This is a genomic window from Bradyrhizobium liaoningense, from assembly GCF_018130785.1.
GTDB lineage: Bacteria > Pseudomonadota > Alphaproteobacteria > Rhizobiales > Xanthobacteraceae > Bradyrhizobium > Bradyrhizobium liaoningense_A.
Genome location: NZ_JAFCJT010000037.1, coordinates 37282 through 55620, shown reverse-complemented (window position 1 = coordinate 55620; position 18339 = coordinate 37282). Strand labels below are relative to the sequence as shown.

The window sequence follows — 18339 nt, the reverse complement described above, 5'->3', positions numbered from 1 at the left end:
GGCCGATCGTCCCATCGCCGTTGAGGTCCTGATGGAAGATCGTCTCGAATGACTCCAGCGACCCGCTATTTGGCGAGGCGCTTGAGAGGAGATCGGTGACATAGTTGCCGCTGCCGTCGGTGCTCCAAATGTTGTAAAGACCGGTGGCAGTGTTCTTCCACGCAATATCGTAGCCGCCGCTGACGGCCTCTGCACCGAGGATGGTCCAATAGCTGCCAAATTGACCAGCGGCAACCGCCGTCCCACCAAACTTCAGCACCGATCCGCCGTTGCTCCCAACCGGCTCAAGATAATAGTTGGTCCCTACCTGTACCAGGCTGGTCGCGCCAAGTGCCTCGATTGTTGTCCCGACAAGGCCGATCGTCCCATCGCCGTTGAGGTCCTGATGGAAGATCGTCTCGAATGACTCCAGCGACCCGCTATTTGGCGAGGCGCTTGAGAGGAGATCGGTGACATAGTTGCCGCTGCCGTCGGTGCTCCAAATGTTGTAAAGACCGGTGGCAGTGTTCTTCCACGCAATATCGTAGCCGCCGCTGACGGCCTCTGCACCGAGGATGGTCCAATAGCTGCCAAATTGACCAGCGGCAACCGCCGTCCCACCAAACTTCAGCACCGATCCGCTGTTGCTCCCAACCGGCTCAAGATAATAGTTGGTCCCTACCTGTACCAGGCTGGTCGCGCCAAGTGCCTCAATAACAACAGGCTGGCTCATCAGTACTGAACTTGCGATCTTGCCATCAGCGAACTGGAAATTCTCCGCGCCCGTGACGGTGTCGGTACCATCTGGCGAGCCCGAGCGCTGATCCGTGATAGTGAAGGTCTGTGTGCTCGCATTGTAGGAGATGAGATAGTTTGCCTCGCTACCCGAATACACCGCAGTGTCGGAGCCCGAGCCGCCGATGATGATATCGTTGCCGCCACCGCCGGTGATCGTGTCGTTGCCGGCGCCGCCATTCAGTACGTTTGCGATCGCGTTGCCGATCAGCGTGTCATTGCCCGATCCGCCGATCGCGTTGTCGACATAGGAGCGCGCGTCGTTGCTGGACAAGTACGCGTTATAGACGTTGCCGGCGGCATAGTTGCCGTTTCCGAGATAGGCCAGTTGCGCAGACGAGAACACCGACGCTGCGCCTGGATTTAGATTGATCGACAGGTTCGTGGTGTAGTTCGAAAGATCATAGGTATCGACGCCGCCGCCATCCCAAATTGTCTCGAAGATGCGGTTGGCAGAACCGCCGGCGCCACCGCCCGACGCAAGCTGCGCAACGCCGTTGATGAACTCCTGCCCAGTCGTCGGGCTCCATGTATAGGCGGTATTCTCGCTATGCGTCGTGTAGTTGGCACCGTAGAGCGTCTGCAGCGCGAGGATATCGTTCGCCATATAGGTCTGCGGATATCCGTAGGCTTCATTCTTATAGCCTGATGTCGTCGAGGCGCCGACGTAGCTGCGATAGCTCATCACCGAATATTCGAGGTCGTCATGCGCGGTAGGCACCGCGACGTTGGCAACGCCGCCCGTCTCCTGGCTGTGCTTGAGGCCGAGAGCGTGACCGAGTTCGTGAAGCGCCGTCGTGAAATAGTAGTTGCCCAGCGACGCCAGTGAATAATTGTACGCAGTCCCGAACCAGACGTCGCCGCCCTCGGCATAGTTTCCCGGATAGTAGGCGTAGGAGGTCGGGTTGGCAGCGGACGACTGCGCTATCATGATGTCCGCACCGTTGGTTCCGGCGTACTGAATCCCGGCGCCGGTATAGCTGAGGATCAGTCCAATTGCGTAGTTGATCGCCGCCTGCATCTGGGCGGGCGCCTGACTGAAGCTCGATGCGGTCGGCTCGCCGCTGCCGTAACCGGACACATAATCGCTCGACGAATCCGGAAAGCTATAGGTGATCGTGCCGGACCATTTGACACCGGCCAGCAGGCCATCGATGTCCTGATTGTTGGTAGCACTTACGGAAACGGCGGTTGCCAAGGCACGACCCCAGAGTTATCTGCGCAGGCCCAACTCGGCCGCAACAGTCAGTCTAGCGTTAGATCGATACGTTTGGTTTAATATGGCGGCTTGCACTCTCACCGCCGATAACGACTTGTTAATCAGCGATTCGTGCTTGTAGCGGAGGACAGAATTTGGCTGCAAGCGACAAAAGAGGATCGTCATGCTTTGCCTTGCCTTGGGCGTCCTGGGCGTTCTCATATTGCCGCCCAGCCTGGATCTGCGATTCCTAGAGAAACAACCCGTCATGGGCGGGGAAGCCACAGCAGATGAGATCGACAAGGCAGAGCGAGCCCCCTCCCTGCCGCCGCCGCGCAACCCGTCCGTAGCAGTCGTCGAGGAGTACGAACTGGCTCGTCGCAAGGGTACGGCGGAGGCGCTCGAGTTGTTCATCGCGCGTCACGGTGACGATCCCCTTGCAGAAAAGGCTCGCGCTGATTTGCAACGGCTCTCCCGCTGATCCCGTCGCCGCCTTAGCTCGCACGGCGGCGACCTCTGCGGTTTCCGGGATGAAAGCGGAAAGCTGATCAAGAGCCTTGGCATGATGGGCTGGACCTGTCGCTCTTGGCCGCGACCTGGCGCGGCGCTTGCGTGCTATTTAGGACGATCTTAAGCTTCTCAACTTCAGACCAAAACGACTTCGAGCCGTCAACCCAGCGCGATAACAAACAGAACAGCACAGCGGCTCTGGATCACGTCGCTATGTCGCGACAAATGACAAGATGACTGCCGGAAGGTAACCTCGCCTTCCAACACGCCCCCCGTGAAAACGACAAGACAAATGCGGTCATGCAGGCCAGAAAAATAGCCTTAAGGGCTATTAGGACATTTTTGCTTAAGTTATCGCGGGCGCGCAAGGGTGTCCACTCGGAACCGCTTCAGTGCTTAAGGGAACCGCCGTTTTGACAACGAACTATCAATTCCTTTGAGCGCGGATCGGCCGGGCATCTCTCAGTCCGCCGCACAGAACCCAACACGCGAATCAACGATCGCGAGGGATCCTACCGCGGCAACTGCACCACTAGATGGGCGCTATGTCCTCTTTAGGCATTCGGAAAACAAAAGAATGAGACATAGAAAAATTCACGCCGAACGCGGCGACGATCGATCCCAGTTTAGCGACAGGAACATTCACATAGCGCGAGAGCACAACCAATAGAGTTGTTGCCACCACGAGCCCAATAATTCCAGCGGCAGCAAAACTCAAGTATCGCCCAAGACTGTACACACCGCCTGTCTCTCGCCCAAAAGTGATTTTCGTGTTCATCGCGTAAGAGCCCGAAACCGCGACCAGCCACGCAATCACATTCGACAAGATCAGTGGCAGTTGGGCAAGCTGAAACGCAACCGCAAACGTGGTCACATCGACGACAACGTTCACCACCCCGATCGATGCGAAGCTAAAGAGCTTCGCCAGAACCGTCCGGCGATACCAAGCGTCAGCTATGTTGGTTAGAAGACGTTCCACTGCTCGAAATGCCTGATCCTGACTCGGAATATACCAAATGCGCGCCGGAATGGCCACTCAGTGCGAAGCAAGAATTCTGCGCTGTTGCCTCTCAGCAACGTTCCCCGCAGAATCCCAGCGCACTCCCGCGCTAAGGCTAAGACGCACGATCTGTTTTAAGGTGTGAACGCCCTGTCCTTGATCGCAACCAATTTCAGGCCTTACACCTAATGCCTGAAGGATAGTCTGCAGGACAGGTACCGCCGAGGCGCCATCGTCTGCGCCAGAGAGTACGTTATGGGAACGATTGTTGCGGACACTGCGGCGGTGGCCGTTGCCGCTTGGCTTCGATTCATCGAACACATCGAACGGGCGGCAACAGAAGTGGGTCGCGGTAGGGCACGACGTCGGTCATGTACCGGAACTCAGCGCGGATAGAGGATCTCAAGGGTAGAGAGGGTCAAGCTCATATCCGGCCGATAGAACCAGTCGATGTCACCCTCGACAGACATGCGTATGGTCCTGACCTTACGCCCGGACATCGATGCAAACTCGGCCGCCGATGTAGTCGAAGGCGACAACAAGAATCCCGCGCGCCCGAGCTCCGGAACGATCTGATAAGTGGCCGGCACACCGTCCTCATAAATGATATTCATCAGCACCTGGGGCGCCTTGTAGATCGCTCCGACCAGCCGACCAAGAACCGTCGGACGGACATCAACCCACATCCAGATATACGCAGATGGATCAAGCTCGATCATCTGGCCAAACCGTATCGCGTCACTACGAAAGGGCCGAAACTCGAACGGCAGCGGCGCGCTCCGACGCTCATAGACTAAAAACGGCCCAACTGATTTCAGATCGTACCGCGACCAGATCTCCGGCCACGACGGGCCGTCATCCGTCGCGAGGTAGCGATGATTGACGCTTTCCTCCGGCTTGATCTCGAACAGGATCCATCGCGGCGCCCTGTCCGATCTCAGGAAGGCTGCATTCTGCTCGGCCAGCCTCTGCGTGTGCGCGTTCAGCGATAGGTAGGCCGGCCGCGGATCGTAGACCAAAGCGGGGTACGCAAGCACAACACCGGTCTTGCGCGGATAGATATCAGCCGTGCCACTCATCCAGTCCGGCAGCGCGGCCATCTGCCGAACCTGCTTGAAGAAATGCTCGGTCCCCTCAGCACGAAAGTCGTAGTCCCCCGCGAGGGCACCCGCCATCGAGATGGCGTGATCTCTCAGCACGTGCCTCGGGTGAAAGTTGGTCAGCGACAACACCGCGATGCATGCGCCGATCGACGCGGCCGAGACCCGTCTAGACCAGGCCGCCCCACAGAAGCCGAACAGCAGTGCTGCGATCGCAATCATGATCACGGACTGCTCGATCTGGTTGCCGCCGAAGGCGTGCTTAATGTTGACCATCGCAACGCCCGCCGCCAGCACCGCGAGAAACAATCGTTCGGTCCATCGCTCACGCGCGCAGAGCGGTACGATGACGAGCGCGATCGCTGCCCCATAGGCGAGCGCAACTGTCAACGGACGATAGGGGTACCAAAACCCCTTCGCCATCGCATCGCTGTAGCCGACCGACAGGTCCGCGCATGCGGCGAGCCACACCGGAAGATTCTCGATCGCCTGCCCTGCGGCAAGCCACGCCATCACGAAGGCAGCAGCAAATGCGAGGCTCAAGCTAGGCAGCCGCCGACGCAAGAGATCGCGCAGGCCAATCAAGCCATAGATGCCGACATAGAGGATGGTCAAGCTGAACTTGACCAGCGCCGCGGCGCCGAGGACGGCCGTCGACACATACAGCAGCGCGAGCAGCCATCGGCCTCCCTTCCCGTCCGAGGTGATCGCAAGCAGCCCGACGCAGAGCGCCGGCGCAACCCACATCGCCTCATCCCAGCCGATCGACCAGACATAGACGTTGGCGAGCAGAAGCAGCACCGCGAGAGCTCTCGACCTCGGCTGCCCGACATAGCGCCAGACAACAGAAAGGAGCAATGCAGAGGCAACCAGGGCGAACACGGCACAGTAGACCATGGCCGGCTTGATCAGAGCTGGAAAGATCGGCCACGACGCCAGGAAGCCCAGCGGGCCATAAGTGAACACAACCTCCGGCCCCCATTGGGCGCCTTGCTGGAACAAGGCCGGCTGGGCCAAGCTGAACGCGAGGTCGTCCGATATATCGCCGAGGTTTCGCAGCATCTGGTCGAAGGGCGCCCAATGCTGGAATCCAAGGAGATACAAAGCTGCGACCGCTATCGAGCCAGCCACCAACGGCCACGACCATAACCTCACGAACACTCCCGCCCGATATCTCGTTTGAGCACAATAGGCTTGAGCGCCATGGACTTCAACTAGCGGCAGCGACTCAACACCAGCATTGTTGTTAGGCACGACGTTGGTCGCTACGCGTCACCCGACGCCTGCTATGGCTCGCACGAGAATGGCTGCTGCCGGCGCCACCGAAGGTCTACCGGACGCCCACAAAAGAGCTTTGCGACTACCGCTCGGCTCACGGATCAACTTCGATTGGATGCTCTGCGGCACCCCGAAAAACCTCCGAGCCATGATGGACGCGCGTCGTGGCTAGGCGGCGGCAGTGACGCCGGAACGTCTCAAGGACAGGCTTGCGCGTCTTGGTGTCCGAACGCGAGGTTGTCCGAAGGATAGTCGAGGAGCTCGGCAAATGAACCGTCGGCGCAGATTCGCATAGGAGGCGCAACCGCCAACGACTGGTGCGACACGCCCGCGGGCTGAAGCGGTAGTTTTCCACAATCCCCGCGGTGCTGGCATCTTGCGTCGGTGCCGCCGGGGGGCAGTGATCAGATCCACAGCGCCAGTAGCCAACATGCCAATCGCGAAGACCTGAAGATGAGCCCAGAAGTCGATAAGAAAACCGCAAATATCGAAGGCATGACACCGCGGCAAGTCCAGCGAGTCTTGACGTTGATGGGCATCTGGACCTGCTTCGGGTTGATGTTCTGGCTCCTTGCGAAGCTTTGGTCGGTTTTGCTCGCCCTCGGCGGTTGACCTCTCCGCGGCGCGGTGCGCGGCCGCCCGCATGGGAGCTTCGGTCCCGCGAATCTCCCTTTGACGGGCCTTGCGCGTCCGTTCTGGTTGTGCTTTGCCCAACAGTGAGCTGGGGATAACCGGGATGACAGCGCGGCTCCCTGGGCTGTTCGCAGAGGCTCTTTTCGCCAGCTTTGCGGGTGTGTTTGGGGCGTTTTGCCTACTGCTGGCCGGGGGGGGGGCGTTGTTTGGTCAGCGACGCACTGGAGTAAGAGGCGCGGTGTCTTTGATGACATCGGCTATTTGCGTCAAGCTCACCTGTTCAACCGCTTTGGCATCGCCGGCTTGAACACGGACATCAGATTGGACGATGACCACTTTTTTCGGTTGCAGCGGGAGAGATCCGGCACATAGCCTGGAGTGACCCCGACGCTCCCGCCGCGCTCATGCGCACCTTCAAAGACGGGCGTTTGGGTTCTTCAATATCCTCCCGGAACTGGAGCGCTGCTGACGCTGTTTCCGGAGGGCACTAGGCCGCAGGGCTTTACGTCTACGATCATCGTGCTTGGTGTTGCCCTCATCCTCATTCTCCGGGCGGCGTCGCTGCCTCTTGCGATCCTGAGCGGATTGTTCGGGTGCTTATCAATTTACTTTATGAACAATCCAGCCAAAGCAAGCTCTTCCGTTGCTCCGTCGTTGGCATTCTGCGCAATGATGGGGTTGCTGACGCCACTTCTGTTCTTTGAGAGTGACCTTGCCCCTCGGGCTTAATCCAGTTTGAAGTTCGTTCTGGGCCACGACAAGGACCAGAGCATGAAGCGCAGCCGCTTTTCGGAAGAGCAGATCATCGGGGTTTTGAAGGAGCATGAGGCCGGCGTGTCGGTCGCCGATCTTTGCCGCAAGCATGGCGTCAGTGACGCCAGCATCTACAAATGGAAGGCCAAGTTCGGTGGGCTGGAGGTGTCGGAGGCCAAGCGGCTGAAGGCGCTGGAAGACGAGAACACTCGGCTGAAACGGCTGCTGGCCGACTCCATGCTGGACAATGCGGCGTTGAAGGACCTCTTGGGAAAGAACTGGTGACGCCCGGGGCCGAGCGGAAAGCTGTCGCGCATCTCGTGGATGCCCACGGGATGAGCGAACGGCGGGCGTGTAAAGCCATCGGCTACTGCCGCATGACCGTGAGGTATCGGACGACCCGGGCGGACGAAGCCGGCGTTCGCCAGCGCATGCGGGCGATCGCCCTGGAGCGCCGCCGCTTCGGCTATCGGCGCCTCCATGTTCTGCTCAAGCGGGAAGGCTATCTGATCAACGACAAGAAGCTGTTCCGGCTCTACCGGGAAGAGAGGCTTGCGGTGCGCCGCCGTGGCGGGCGCAAGCGGGCGATCGGGACCCGGGCACCGATGATGGTGCCGATGGCGCCGAACGACCGCTGGTCGCTCGACTTCGTGTCGGATCAGCTCACCGATGGTCGCCGCTTCCGTATCCTCACCGTCGTCGATGATTGCACCCGCGAGTGCCTGGCGCTGGTAGCCGACACCTCGCTCTCCGGCACCCGCGTAGCGCGGGAGCTGGACCGGCTGGTGATGGAACGCGGCAGGCCGAAGATGGTGGTCAGCGAAACGGTAGCGAATTCACCAGCAACGCCATCCTGACCTGGGCCGACCAGAGCCGCGTCGCATGGCACTACATCGCGCCGGGCAAGCCCATGCAGAATGCCTTCATCGAGAGCTTCAACGGCCGGCTGCGGGATGAACTGTTGAACGAGACGCTGTTCACGTCGCTGGCCCAGGCCCGCATCACGCTCCGATGCTGGCAGGCCGATTACAACGATGCACGGCCACACTCGCGACTCGGATGGAAGACGCCGTCCGAGTTCGCCTTCACCTGCCATCCGCGCCGGGATCTGGCGCTGCGCTATGCCGAGGGCTCCGCGCCAGCTCCCGTCGCTACCACCGCCCAACCGGGCAAACCCAACAGCCGGAGCGAACTCAGGATTGGATAAAACTTGGGGGCAAGGTCACAGCGTCCGCCTCGGCTTCGAACAGGCGCCAAGCGTCCATCGAGTAGCCGCTCTCTTCCGCATAGGTATTTGTCGCGGCGAGCGAGCCGCTGGAGGAAACTGTCGCTCATGGAAACACCATTCGGGCTTGCAGGAAGCTCCGCCGGTTAACAAACGAGAGTTAAGCTCAATTGTAAAACAAATTAGATTTGCCGCTTTTCCGGCAACTGTAGCAACGAATCCGTCAGAAATTCAATCTTTTGAAAATAAGCCAGGGGAGACGGGAAATGGCGAAAGCGACTCCCACCCAAAACCTTGGAAAAAAACGCGCTCCAATGTCGTTATCGGCGTTCGCCATTACATAGCTTGCGACTCGTGCGGGCGAAACAGTTGGGAACAGCAGATGCTGGCCAAACGATTGTTGAGTTTCGACGTAGCCAAGTCGAACAAACTGGACTAGCAGGCCACTGCCGACGGCGATATGGCGTAGACTTTCAAAGTAGCTCTCCAACCCCCGCTTCGCGGAAGAATAAACCACGTTGACCTTCCTCCCGCGAATGGCGGCGATCGAACCGAAGCCAACAATGCGCGCGTGCTTCCGTTGCAAAAGCCGCGGCAAAAAGTGCGCCGTAACCGCCATCACGACGGTCAGGTTGGAATTCACAATCCTCAGAGTATCCTCCGCATTCAAGAGACCGACGTCGTCTCGCTGAGATGCTCCAATCGGAAAGTAAAGCTCATCGATCTCGCCGAACTGCGAAGCGGCCGCCGCAATCTGATCCACACAATCCGGCGGAGCGCTGGCATCGGTGGCGACCGTTTGCACCTCTACTCCGTGGACCAATCGAAGATGGGCGGCGAGCGCATCGAGATCCTGCGGATCGGTTGCTACCAAAAGCAGTCCTGTACCGCGCACCGCAAGTGTGTCGCAGAGCGCCCGTCCTACACCCGCGGATGCTCCAACTATCAGCGCCCTCACAGACCCAACCTTTCGGACAGGACAGAGCGAAATAGACGCTTAGGATCGAAGGAATGGAGCGTGTTGCGGAATCGATCGGCTTCGGGATAGCAGGCGTCTATCACCGTGCGGGGCAGACGCGAATCCTTGATGATATTGGGCAGGCCGCCAAGCGCCATCACTCGCTCGTCGAGAAAAGCCATCAACCGATCGGCGGCGGCACTAGCTGGTACATCCAAGGCCAGGCAAACGCCTGTTCCGGTAAAGCGGAGCAACTCGCGTGTTCCTGCGAATGCCTTCGCGGATGACAATGTGATTGGCAGAGGCTGGCCACGGACGTAGGTTCGAACTGATTCGACATAGTCCTCAATCGCGTCGTCAGGGAGGATTGCCTGATATTCACAAAAGCCCCCGGCGCCGAACAGCTGAAAATATAGCTGCGTCTTGTGAGCTGGAAAAAGCGCATCCTGCAAGGAGATCGCCTGTCCCTGCAAAGTACGCTTTTGCCGCCGTCGAAACTCCCGGTTAAGGCCACGGGCTGCGATCGTACTCATCAACGAAACTGGCCAGCGACCACGGCTTTCGGCCGACAGCACTGGCGGTTCGTCATCCGGCACGGTCAATGCGCCCTTGTCGACGAACCCGCCCTCGAACAAATAGCCGCTTCCGAAACTAGCCTTAGATGCCATATCGTGCCACGTATAGGCGAAATCGGCGTCGCGCGCGGCGAGCCGAAGGCGATCGAATCCCTCTGCGGCATGGGCGAACGACACAGCGCGCATGTGGACCCACGTCGACGGTGCCGGTGAGGCGCGAAGCCGTGCCCGGATGATATGTCCTGTAAGCCCGTAACCACCGCAGGTCAGCCGAAAAAGGTCCGGATCTTTCAGTGGAGATAGCTCCAGCATCCCGTGAGACGGATGCAACAAGGTAATCGACTCGAGCTGGTTGATAAACGTGCCATCGCGACTCTGGCTCTTGCCATGGACATCGGCGGCAATACATCCTCCCACCGAGATTCGGCCGTGCCCTGGCTGAATCGGCAGATAGAGTCCGTGCGTGGACAGGAATCGGTGCAGCGCGAAGAGCGAGATGCCTGCTTCGACCTCAACGACATGGCGTACGGAATCGAAATCCGTCACGCGATCGAAAGATTGGTGTGAGATCGACAAACCATCTTGCAGGAAGCTTGCTGCCGCATAAGAAAGGCCGGAGCCTCGCGAGATGCGTGGTGTTTCCATCGAATCGCTCCGCCAATAGCGATAGCGATCGGGCTGCTGCAGCTGTCCCCGGGCACGGATGCGACCATCAAAACTGACAAAAGCTTTGCTTGCCCGCGGAGCGCCGGATACCCTGGACGACGGCACATAGCCACCCGGAACAGTCACGGCGATCGCGCCTTCAGCGAGTCGAGCTTGGACGGCACGCCCCAGAACGCCATCGGCTCGTAATCGGGATAGGGAAAATGACCGCGGCGGAGTTCAATTTCGCTGGATCGCAACCGCAGATGTTGCGAAACTAGGTCCACCACAGATACCGGTACTCCGCTGCAGCAGTTAATAACACCATCGCAAGCCGATGGCATCTCGAGAGCCAACGCGAAATTCGTGGCCACAGCGTTGATTGGCAGATAATCGCGGAGCTGATCGCCTTTGGACATGTTGAAAAACGGTGCGCTTTCGTCAATAGCGCGATCGAGCTGTGCAAGTAGGCTGTTTGGGTTTTGTCCCTCGCCATACATATAGAAGAGTCGCATCCATTGCAGGGCGAACGGCTTTTGCTGCTGCAAGAACTGCAGAGATTTCCGCAGAGAGTCCTTGGCAAAGCCATAGGCCGTGATCGGTGCAGTTGCGGCTAGTTCTGTCAGCGGCCCGTACTGCATGCCATATTCAAGACAGGTACCCGCTACCATAATTTGCGACACGCCCGCATCCACGGCCGCATCCAGAAACGCCAAGTCAGCAGGAAGATTGCGGCCGAGATGAAAGAAGTCGCGATAATTCGGCAGGCCAGGCCAGGCCAGATGGATCAGCGCAGCGGGCCCAAAGTCACCAGAAAGTGCTGGTCGGAAGTCGCGGTGAAGGTCGCAAGAGATAAACTGGACCTGCGTAAACCACGGCAGCGACCGCGCCTTATCAGCATCGCGGGCGACGGCCGTGACGGAATGACCTTTGGCGAGCAACGCACTGACAACATGGCGCCCGACAAATCCCGTCGCGCCTGTCACCAAGACCCTCACGGCAGAACCTTGAGTTCCGGAACGGCGATGACGAATTTGCTGCCCGACACCAAGAGCTGTTGTTGCTGCTGGATCACCTCTTCGGCGATATTCCACGGGAAGATGACAACCCAGTCGGGCTTCACTTTTGTAAGTTCGGACGGCGGCAAAATGGCGAGATGATTGCCCGGCATGTAGTTGCCTTGTTTTGAGACCGCGGCATCGCAGACGAAACTCACAAGATCGTGCTTGACCCCCGCATAGTTCATCAGCGTATTCCCCTTTGCAGCGGCACCATACGCGGCGACCGATTTACCTGCGCGCTTTTGGGTAATCAAGAAGTCAACAAAATCGTCTTTGACCTTGTCCGCCTTCCGCTGAAATTCTTTATAAACAGCAAGGTCACGCAAGCCATAGGCACTCTCTTTTTCGAGTGCATCCATCACAACGGACCGCGTCTTCCGCGAGTCGCTTTCGTGGCATCCGGAAATGCGCAGGCTACCGCCGTGGGTCGGCAGTTCTTCTAGATCAAAAATACGCAGTCCTGCCTTTGCAAATATGCCAACGACGGCAGTCAGGGAAAGATAAGAAAAATGCTCATGATAGACCGTATCAAATTGATTGAACCTGATCAGGTTCATCAGATGCGGGAACTCGAGGTTGATGGTGCCGCCCTGCTTAAGTGCGATCCGAAGGCCATCCGTGAAGTCGTTGATGTCAGGCACGTGCGCGTAGACGTTATTACCGCATATCAGGTCGGCACGTTTGCTCGCTTCCGCCAGCTCTGTCGCGGTCTCGACGCCAAAGAACTTGCGCAGCACCGGAACGCCAAGTTTTTCCGCTGCGTCGGCGGTGCTGCTGGTGGGCTCAACACCGAGGCATGGGATGCCGGCCGCGACGAAATTCTTCAGCAGGTAGCCGTCATTGGAGGCGACCTCGATTACGAAACTGTCGCGGTTCAGCCTTAGGATTTCAGTGATCTTCTCCACGTAACGCGCCGCGTGCTGCAACCAACTGCGCGAGGTTGAGGAAAAATACGCATAGTCGCGCGAAAACAATTCGTCCGCCGCCGCGTAGTCCTCGGTCTGGACCAACCAGCATCTGTCGCATACGTAGAGCCGCAGCGGGAACGTCGTCTCCGGCGCTCGCAACTGGCTCGCCGAGAGATAGGCGTTCGATGGAGGGGCGTGACCGAGATCGAGAAAGACGTGTTCGAGTTCATGATGGCAATGACGACATTTCATACCACGATTCCTTCGAAATTCTTGTCGAGAAACGGATGATGGAGGTCTCTCTCGGATAGGTCGGTCGGCGTCAGCGGCCAATCCACGCCAATCATCGGATCATCGAAACGAACGGCGCCTTCTGCTTCGGGGGCGTAGAACGCGGTATGCAGATAGAGTAGTTCGGAATTCGGCTCAAGCACCTGGAACCCGTGGGCACATCCTTCGGGGATGACCAAGGCGCGACGATTTTCCGGCGTAAGTTCCAGCGACGTCCATTTCCGGAATGTGGCCGACCCCTTACGCAAATCGACGGCCACGTCGAACACGCGCCCTCTAAGGCAGCGGACAATCTTCGTTTCGGCATGTGGGGGGAATTGATAATGCAGCCCCCTGAGCGCGCCGACGCGGCGGGTGACGGAATGATTGATCTGGACGATCGATCGCGATCCGATGATGTCCTGTTGCTCGCGCGAGCAGAACAGTCTAGAAAACGCCCCTCGCTGGTCTTGGTTGGCTGTGCCCTCGGCAACCCAGATACCTGCGATGTCAGTCTGCTCGAGCTTCATGAAGAGCCCCTTTCGGCCCACGCCAGCTTCCTGGCGCTAGCGCGTGCCGCATAGCGGGCGAGCTGCGCTCGGCTAATGACGTCGCCTCGTTCAAGCCAGGCTTGAAACCATTCGGCAGTGGCCGTTACACCTTCATCGAAGGTCCATACTGGCTGCCATTGCATTCGCTGACGGGCCTTGTCGCTATCGACCTGAAGTAGATGCGCTTCGTGGGCTTGAGCCTGACCGGCGTCGTACCATTCCGCAGCCGGCCATTGCCGCTTGATCGCGTCAAGGACCTGCCGAACTTGACGGTTGCCTTCCCGATCGGGCCCGAAATTCCAGGCCTCGGCAAATATGGAATTGCGTTCGATTAATTTCTGTCCGAGCATGAGATAACCCGAGAGGCATTCGAGCACATGCTGCCAGGGTCGCGTTGCCGTTGGCGATCTGATCTCCACTGGCCTACCGTGTTGGATCGCGCGCACCAGATCCGGAATCAGACGATCTTCGGACCAGTCGCCACCGCCGATCACATTGCCAGCGCGCGCCGTGGCCAGCAGTGGCGCATCAGGCGAGCTGAAGAATGATTTCCGGTAGCTTGCTGCAACCAACTCGCACCCAGCCTTGGACGCGCTGTATGGATCATGCCCTCCTAGGCGATCGGTCTCTCGATAGCCCCATACCCACTCGTTGTTCTCATAACACTTGTCGGTAGTCACGACGATGATCGCGGTAAGGCGCTTTGCCTCGCGGCATGCGTCGAGCACATTTGCCGTCCCCATGACGTTGGTGGCCCAAGTCTCAAGGGGCGCGCGATAGGAGCGGCGCACCAGTGGCTGAGCGGCCATGTGGAACACGACCTCCGGATCAGAGTCGCGGATCTGATCGCGCAACGGCTTCTGGTCGCGAATATCGATGAAGTGCGACTCGATGTCGAGATTTAGTTGGCCAAAGTGGTGGGGATCTGTCTCTGGCGGAAGTGCAATTCCCGTGACCCTTGCGCCCAGCACCTTGAGCCACAGGGCCAGCCAGCTTCCCTTGAAGCCGGTGTGTCCGGTCACCAGCACGTGGCGGCCCTTATAGATATCGCCAAACATCATCACCAACTCTTCCAGGGTGCCCTTCCTGATGACCACAGTTCCTCGAGATGATTTTTGTCGCGAAGCGTGTCCATTGCCTGCCAGAAGCCGCTGTGTCGATAGGAGGACAATTGGCCCTCGGCAGCCAGCCGTTGCAAGGGCTGTTGTTCCCATACAGTGTTGTCACCGTCGAGATAGGAAAGGACGCCGGGCTCGAGCACGAAAAACCCGCCGTTGATCCAGGCGCCGTCGCCAGCAGGCTTTTCCTGGAAATGGTGAACTGTTTCGTTTTCGATGTGCAGCGCGCCGTAGCGGCCGGGGGGCTGGATTGCAGTCACCGTCGCCAGCCGCCCAGCCTCACGATGCTTGGCGATAAGCGCCGAAATATTTATATCCGCCACACCATCGCCATAGGTAAAGCAGAATGATTCATTGCCGAGATAAGGCGCGACGCGCTTCAGTCGACCACCGGTCATGGTGAGTTCGCCGGTATCAACCAACGTCACGCGCCAAGGCTCGGCGAACTTTTGATGAATCTCCATGCTGTTTTCGCGCATGCTAAACGTAACATCGGACATGTGCAGGAAGTAATTGGAGAAATACTCCTTGATAACGTAGCCTTTGTAGCCAAGACAGATCACGAAATCATCGATCCCGTAATGCGAATACATCTTCATGATGTGCCAGAGAATTGGCTTACCGCCGATTTCAATCATTGGCTTTGGCTTGAGATGGGACTCTTCGCTGATGCGGGTGCCCAAACCACCGGCGAGAATGATCGCTTTCATCTTGTCTCCCAGTCAATTCGAGAACGGAACTACCGCTAATGGGTCAGCAGCATAAAGGCGCTGCATCCAGATGCATGGACCAAGCAAGCCCCTTCGTCGAGCAAATGTTGAAAAATCCATATCGGCACGCCCGGCCGAAATCAAGGAAATCTGGGCCATACTCGATAGACCCTCGCCCAGCAGGAGAGGCCCGCGCGTCGCGAAATCGCGACGTCGGGTACTAACGAGAGTCCCCCCCCCCCGGGGGACGCTGTCTCGTTCACGACGGTGCGACGGAACGCTGGGCGTGCGTGTATTGGCGGTTCACCACATAGTTTGGCCGCCCGAGGCCATTCTTGTAGGATCGCGCCACGTAGAGTGCCGTGAACGCCGCGGTGAATCCGAAATACGTGCAGCCGCACAACCAGTTCAGCAGCAGCAGCCACGGGCTTTGGGTCAAGATGTACGCGGACCCCAATATAGCCGTAAGGAAGAGCCATAACGGGAGCGCGTAGATTGGCAGGCGCAAAGGCAATGTGGTCGATGACAGGATGCCGGCGATCGCAAAGATTGTCATTCCAACGAGATTATAGTTTGTCTTCCCGGCGATGCGGCGTTGCCGCTTGTAGGGCAGGCCGATCCGCCTGTAGCCGACCCGCGAGATCGACGCACGGATGAACGGGAACGAGTTGTGGTCATTTACAATGGCGTCGCGAACTTCGGAAGTAAGCAACGAGAACTCGGCCATGTACAGGATAATATCCTCGTCTGCCAGCAACCGCACGACGTGGTAGAAGAACTTGCGTAGCGTCTTGACCGGTCGCGCTTCCTCGCGGTCGACTCGCGCGCCATAGACGATGTCGAAGCCCTTTTCATAATAAGCAACGAAATCCAACAGCATTTCGGGGGGATCTTCGCAATCGACGTCGATAAAAGCGACTACATCGCCCTGCGCATTGCGTAATCCGCATTCCAGCGAACGTTGGTAGCCGACATTAGCGCTCAGCGTGATCACATAGACGAAATCATATTGAGCGCGCAGCTTGCAAATTTCGGTATAGGTCCCATCTGTTGAGGCATTGTTGAGAAACAGCAGTTCGACGCGATAATGTGCCGATAGCTGCTCGATGACAGGCAGCGTCCGGGCGAAGAACAACGGAACGACAGTTTCCTCGTTATATACGGGGCAGGCAATAGTGATGCGTGGCGGCGGCCGACCGTCGTTCATTTCGCATACTCCGTCGTCAATTCCATGACGAAACGCCTCTGCTGCGCATGGTCATCGTCTGACAGCAATACAGGCTCATCGCTGCCCTCGACAAGCTCATAGAGCGGCAACCCAAGGGCGACGGGGTCCTCCCCGGTGCCCGAGAAAGTCAACTCGTAGGTCCGCCCCTTGCTAGCCACGACATAGGGAATCTTGAGAGTCACTATTGCCCAATCCCGCGCCCCGGCAGCGTCGACATCGCCTCGCGCGAGCGGCTCGTGGCTTCCGACTTCCGACAGTTGCCATGTCACGATGCCCCTAGTCGCCTCGCCATTTGGCGTGACAAATTTGAAAGATAACCGCTTGAGGCCATCGCCGGTGGCGAGGAAACGCTGTTTGACCGTCCGTACGGCCGACAAATACACAGGCTTGCTGAATCTCCCTATTGGAGATTGTGCCTCGACATAGGCCCGATTGCCGTAAGGCCCCAGTTCGAGCAACTGAAGTTGGCGCTTCAGATAGGCTACTGCTTCCGGTCTAGGATGTATGAAGCGATCCTCAGGAACCGGATCGAGTCCCCAGACATAGGCCTGCGCCAGTCTACGGTTGAACTCGTGCACATCAACATAGACTCGCCATGCCCGGCCGTAGCTGACAAAGGCCGCGCAAGCAAAAACTCCCGCCAGCACAAAGACGACACGGCGCGCAAATATCGAGTGAGCCCGTTCGTCCCACCATCGTTGCGCCAGAGCGACGCCAACATAGTAAACCTGACCGAGCAACAGATAGGAGCCGAAGATGGTGTAGCGGCTGGCATTTCCGTTGGCCACGCCGTACTCGTCAAAAGTGGCTCGCGCCCAGCCCGTCGCAACTGCCGACAGCATCGCAAAACCAGCAAAGCCAACCAGAACCATCGCTGCCTGATTGCGCTCGCGCAGCCGCGGGACCGCATCCAAACTTAGCGCCGCACAGGTCGCGAGCAGGACGGAGCCGCAGATTACGTTGGTCGCGATCGACAGCGGCAGGTGGAACATGCTGTGATATGGAAACCAAAGCAGTCCGCCGAGTGGGGCACCAAGATATGTCAGAGAGAATTCCAGCAGCTCCAACATGTTTGGGTGCCTCGAACTGCTGTCCATTTGCATTCCCGGCAGATAACAAGCCGATGCAACCAGCAGATTGATCACCCAGAACACAGCGAAACGGTCCGGTCGCAATCGCTTCGCCGCTGACAGCTGGAATGTGACGATGATAGCGACGAAGGCAAAGAAGCCGTTGGTCAACGTAAAGGCGGCCAACCAGCAACTGACCGCCGCAACAATATGGCTGCTCCAGATCTCTGGCCGTGTAAACACTAGCAAGAAGCTAAGCGCGATGAAGAAGTTGGTGACATCGAGCTGGAACATCATCGACCACCAGTGATTATTGTGGCCGACCGGCGAAAACAGTATGAGCGAAACCAACAGCAGCGTGACCGGAAACACTGCCTTCGCTTCACCGATCAGATGGCGCGCTAACCAGACGAAACAGGCAAACGTCCCATATATTGACAGATAGAGATAGATGTACTCCGACCTGACATCCCAGTCCGTCCCGACGGCGTTCATTAGCATCACTAGACGATAGACGAGCGGTCTGGTGTGATTGTGAGGTGCCCAAAGACTTGAGAGATGAAAATTGCCCTCTCGCCAGTCGGCAATCCAATGGATGAGCTCGGTATGATCCCAAAATGGTACAGTAATCGCGGAATACTGGATTGCTAACACCAGATAAACCGCCGGGATGGCGCCGAGAAATATGAGCAGCCAATACCCTACTTTGGGAGATACCAAATATCTTGATCGTCCGGTCATCAGTCAACGCTTCCAGGTGAACGGCGCATGGCC

14 protein-coding genes and 1 pseudogene are annotated in these 18339 nt (G+C 58.1%); 3 read left to right on the top strand and 12 right to left on the bottom strand.

Annotated features, from left to right (window positions below; genetic code table 11):
• Nucleotides 1-1972: M10 family metallopeptidase C-terminal domain-containing protein (locus JQ627_RS37020; protein ID WP_212489263.1), on the bottom strand; the 1972-nt coding region annotated here is incomplete at its 3' end.
• A 184-nt stretch (nt 1973-2156) separates the two neighbouring features.
• Between JQ627_RS37020 and JQ627_RS37015 the strand changes: the two genes are divergently transcribed.
• Nucleotides 2157-2453 (top strand): hypothetical protein, encoded by a 297-nt coding sequence (locus tag JQ627_RS37015; protein ID WP_212489262.1) that lies wholly within the window; start codon nt 2157-2159, stop codon nt 2451-2453.
• A 561-nt stretch (nt 2454-3014) separates the two neighbouring features.
• Here JQ627_RS37015 and JQ627_RS37010 read toward each other — a convergent pair.
• Both JQ627_RS37010 and JQ627_RS37005 read right to left on the bottom strand, forming a co-directional pair.
• Entirely contained in the window at nt 3015-3518 is a 504-nt protein-coding gene (locus JQ627_RS37010) for a GtrA family protein (RefSeq protein ID WP_312015856.1), read from the bottom strand.
• Between the two features lie 347 nt (nt 3519-3865).
• The gene (locus JQ627_RS37005; protein ID WP_212489261.1) at nt 3866-5737 is read right to left on the bottom strand and encodes a hypothetical protein; all 1872 of its coding nucleotides are present in this window, start codon (nt 5735-5737) and stop codon (nt 3866-3868) included.
• A gap of 576 nt (nt 5738-6313) precedes the next feature.
• Between JQ627_RS37005 and JQ627_RS37000 the strand changes: the two genes are divergently transcribed.
• Together JQ627_RS37000 and JQ627_RS36995 are read left to right on the top strand one after the other, a co-directional pair.
• Complete coding sequence (locus tag JQ627_RS37000; protein ID WP_212489260.1) at nt 6314-6472, top strand: hypothetical protein; 159 nt, start codon at nt 6314-6316, stop codon at nt 6470-6472.
• Nucleotides 6473-7264: 792 nt separating this feature from the next.
• A pseudogene (locus JQ627_RS36995) lies at nt 7265-8453 on the top strand (IS3 family transposase).
• A gap of 241 nt (nt 8454-8694) precedes the next feature.
• Here the strand turns inward: JQ627_RS36995 and JQ627_RS36990 are convergent.
• The 9 genes from JQ627_RS36990 to JQ627_RS36950 all read right to left on the bottom strand — a co-directional run bounded on the left by JQ627_RS36990 (nt 8695) and on the right by JQ627_RS36950 (nt 18306).
• Nucleotides 8695-9429: an SDR family oxidoreductase gene (locus JQ627_RS36990; RefSeq protein ID WP_212489259.1), complete on the bottom strand. Its 735-nt coding sequence runs from the start codon at nt 9427-9429 to the stop codon at nt 8695-8697.
• On the bottom strand, nt 9426-10796 hold the full coding sequence (locus tag JQ627_RS36985) for an FAD-binding oxidoreductase (protein WP_212489258.1): 1371 nt from the start codon (nt 10794-10796) through the stop codon (nt 9426-9428). Before JQ627_RS36985 ends, JQ627_RS36990 begins: the two co-directional genes overlap by 4 nt.
• The gene (locus JQ627_RS36980) at nt 10793-11635 is read right to left on the bottom strand and encodes an NAD(P)-dependent oxidoreductase (RefSeq protein ID WP_312015855.1); all 843 of its coding nucleotides are present in this window, start codon (nt 11633-11635) and stop codon (nt 10793-10795) included. The genes JQ627_RS36985 and JQ627_RS36980 overlap by 4 nt, the downstream gene beginning before the upstream one ends.
• An 8-nt stretch (nt 11636-11643) precedes the next feature.
• Entirely contained in the window at nt 11644-12870 is a 1227-nt protein-coding gene (locus JQ627_RS36975; protein WP_212489256.1) for a class I SAM-dependent methyltransferase, read from the bottom strand.
• Nucleotides 12867-13418 (bottom strand): dTDP-4-dehydrorhamnose 3,5-epimerase, encoded by a 552-nt coding sequence (gene rfbC / locus JQ627_RS36970; RefSeq protein ID WP_212489255.1) that lies wholly within the window; start codon nt 13416-13418, stop codon nt 12867-12869. Before rfbC ends, JQ627_RS36975 begins: the two co-directional genes overlap by 4 nt.
• Nucleotides 13415-14500, bottom strand: coding sequence for a CDP-glucose 4,6-dehydratase (gene rfbG, locus JQ627_RS36965; protein ID WP_212489267.1), 1086 nt, complete (start codon nt 14498-14500; stop codon nt 13415-13417). Before rfbG ends, rfbC begins: the two co-directional genes overlap by 4 nt.
• The gene (rfbF, locus tag JQ627_RS36960) at nt 14500-15267 is read right to left on the bottom strand and encodes a glucose-1-phosphate cytidylyltransferase (protein WP_212489254.1); all 768 of its coding nucleotides are present in this window, start codon (nt 15265-15267) and stop codon (nt 14500-14502) included. The genes rfbG and rfbF overlap by 1 nt, the downstream gene beginning before the upstream one ends.
• A 259-nt stretch (nt 15268-15526) precedes the next feature.
• Entirely contained in the window at nt 15527-16474 is a 948-nt protein-coding gene (locus tag JQ627_RS36955) for a glycosyltransferase family 2 protein (protein ID WP_212489253.1), read from the bottom strand.
• Nucleotides 16471-18306 carry a hypothetical protein gene (locus JQ627_RS36950; protein WP_212489252.1) on the bottom strand — a complete coding sequence of 612 codons (1836 nt, stop codon included), beginning with the start codon at nt 18304-18306 and terminating at the stop codon, nt 16471-16473. The genes JQ627_RS36955 and JQ627_RS36950 overlap by 4 nt, the downstream gene beginning before the upstream one ends.
• Between the last annotated feature and the right edge of the window lie 33 nt (nt 18307-18339).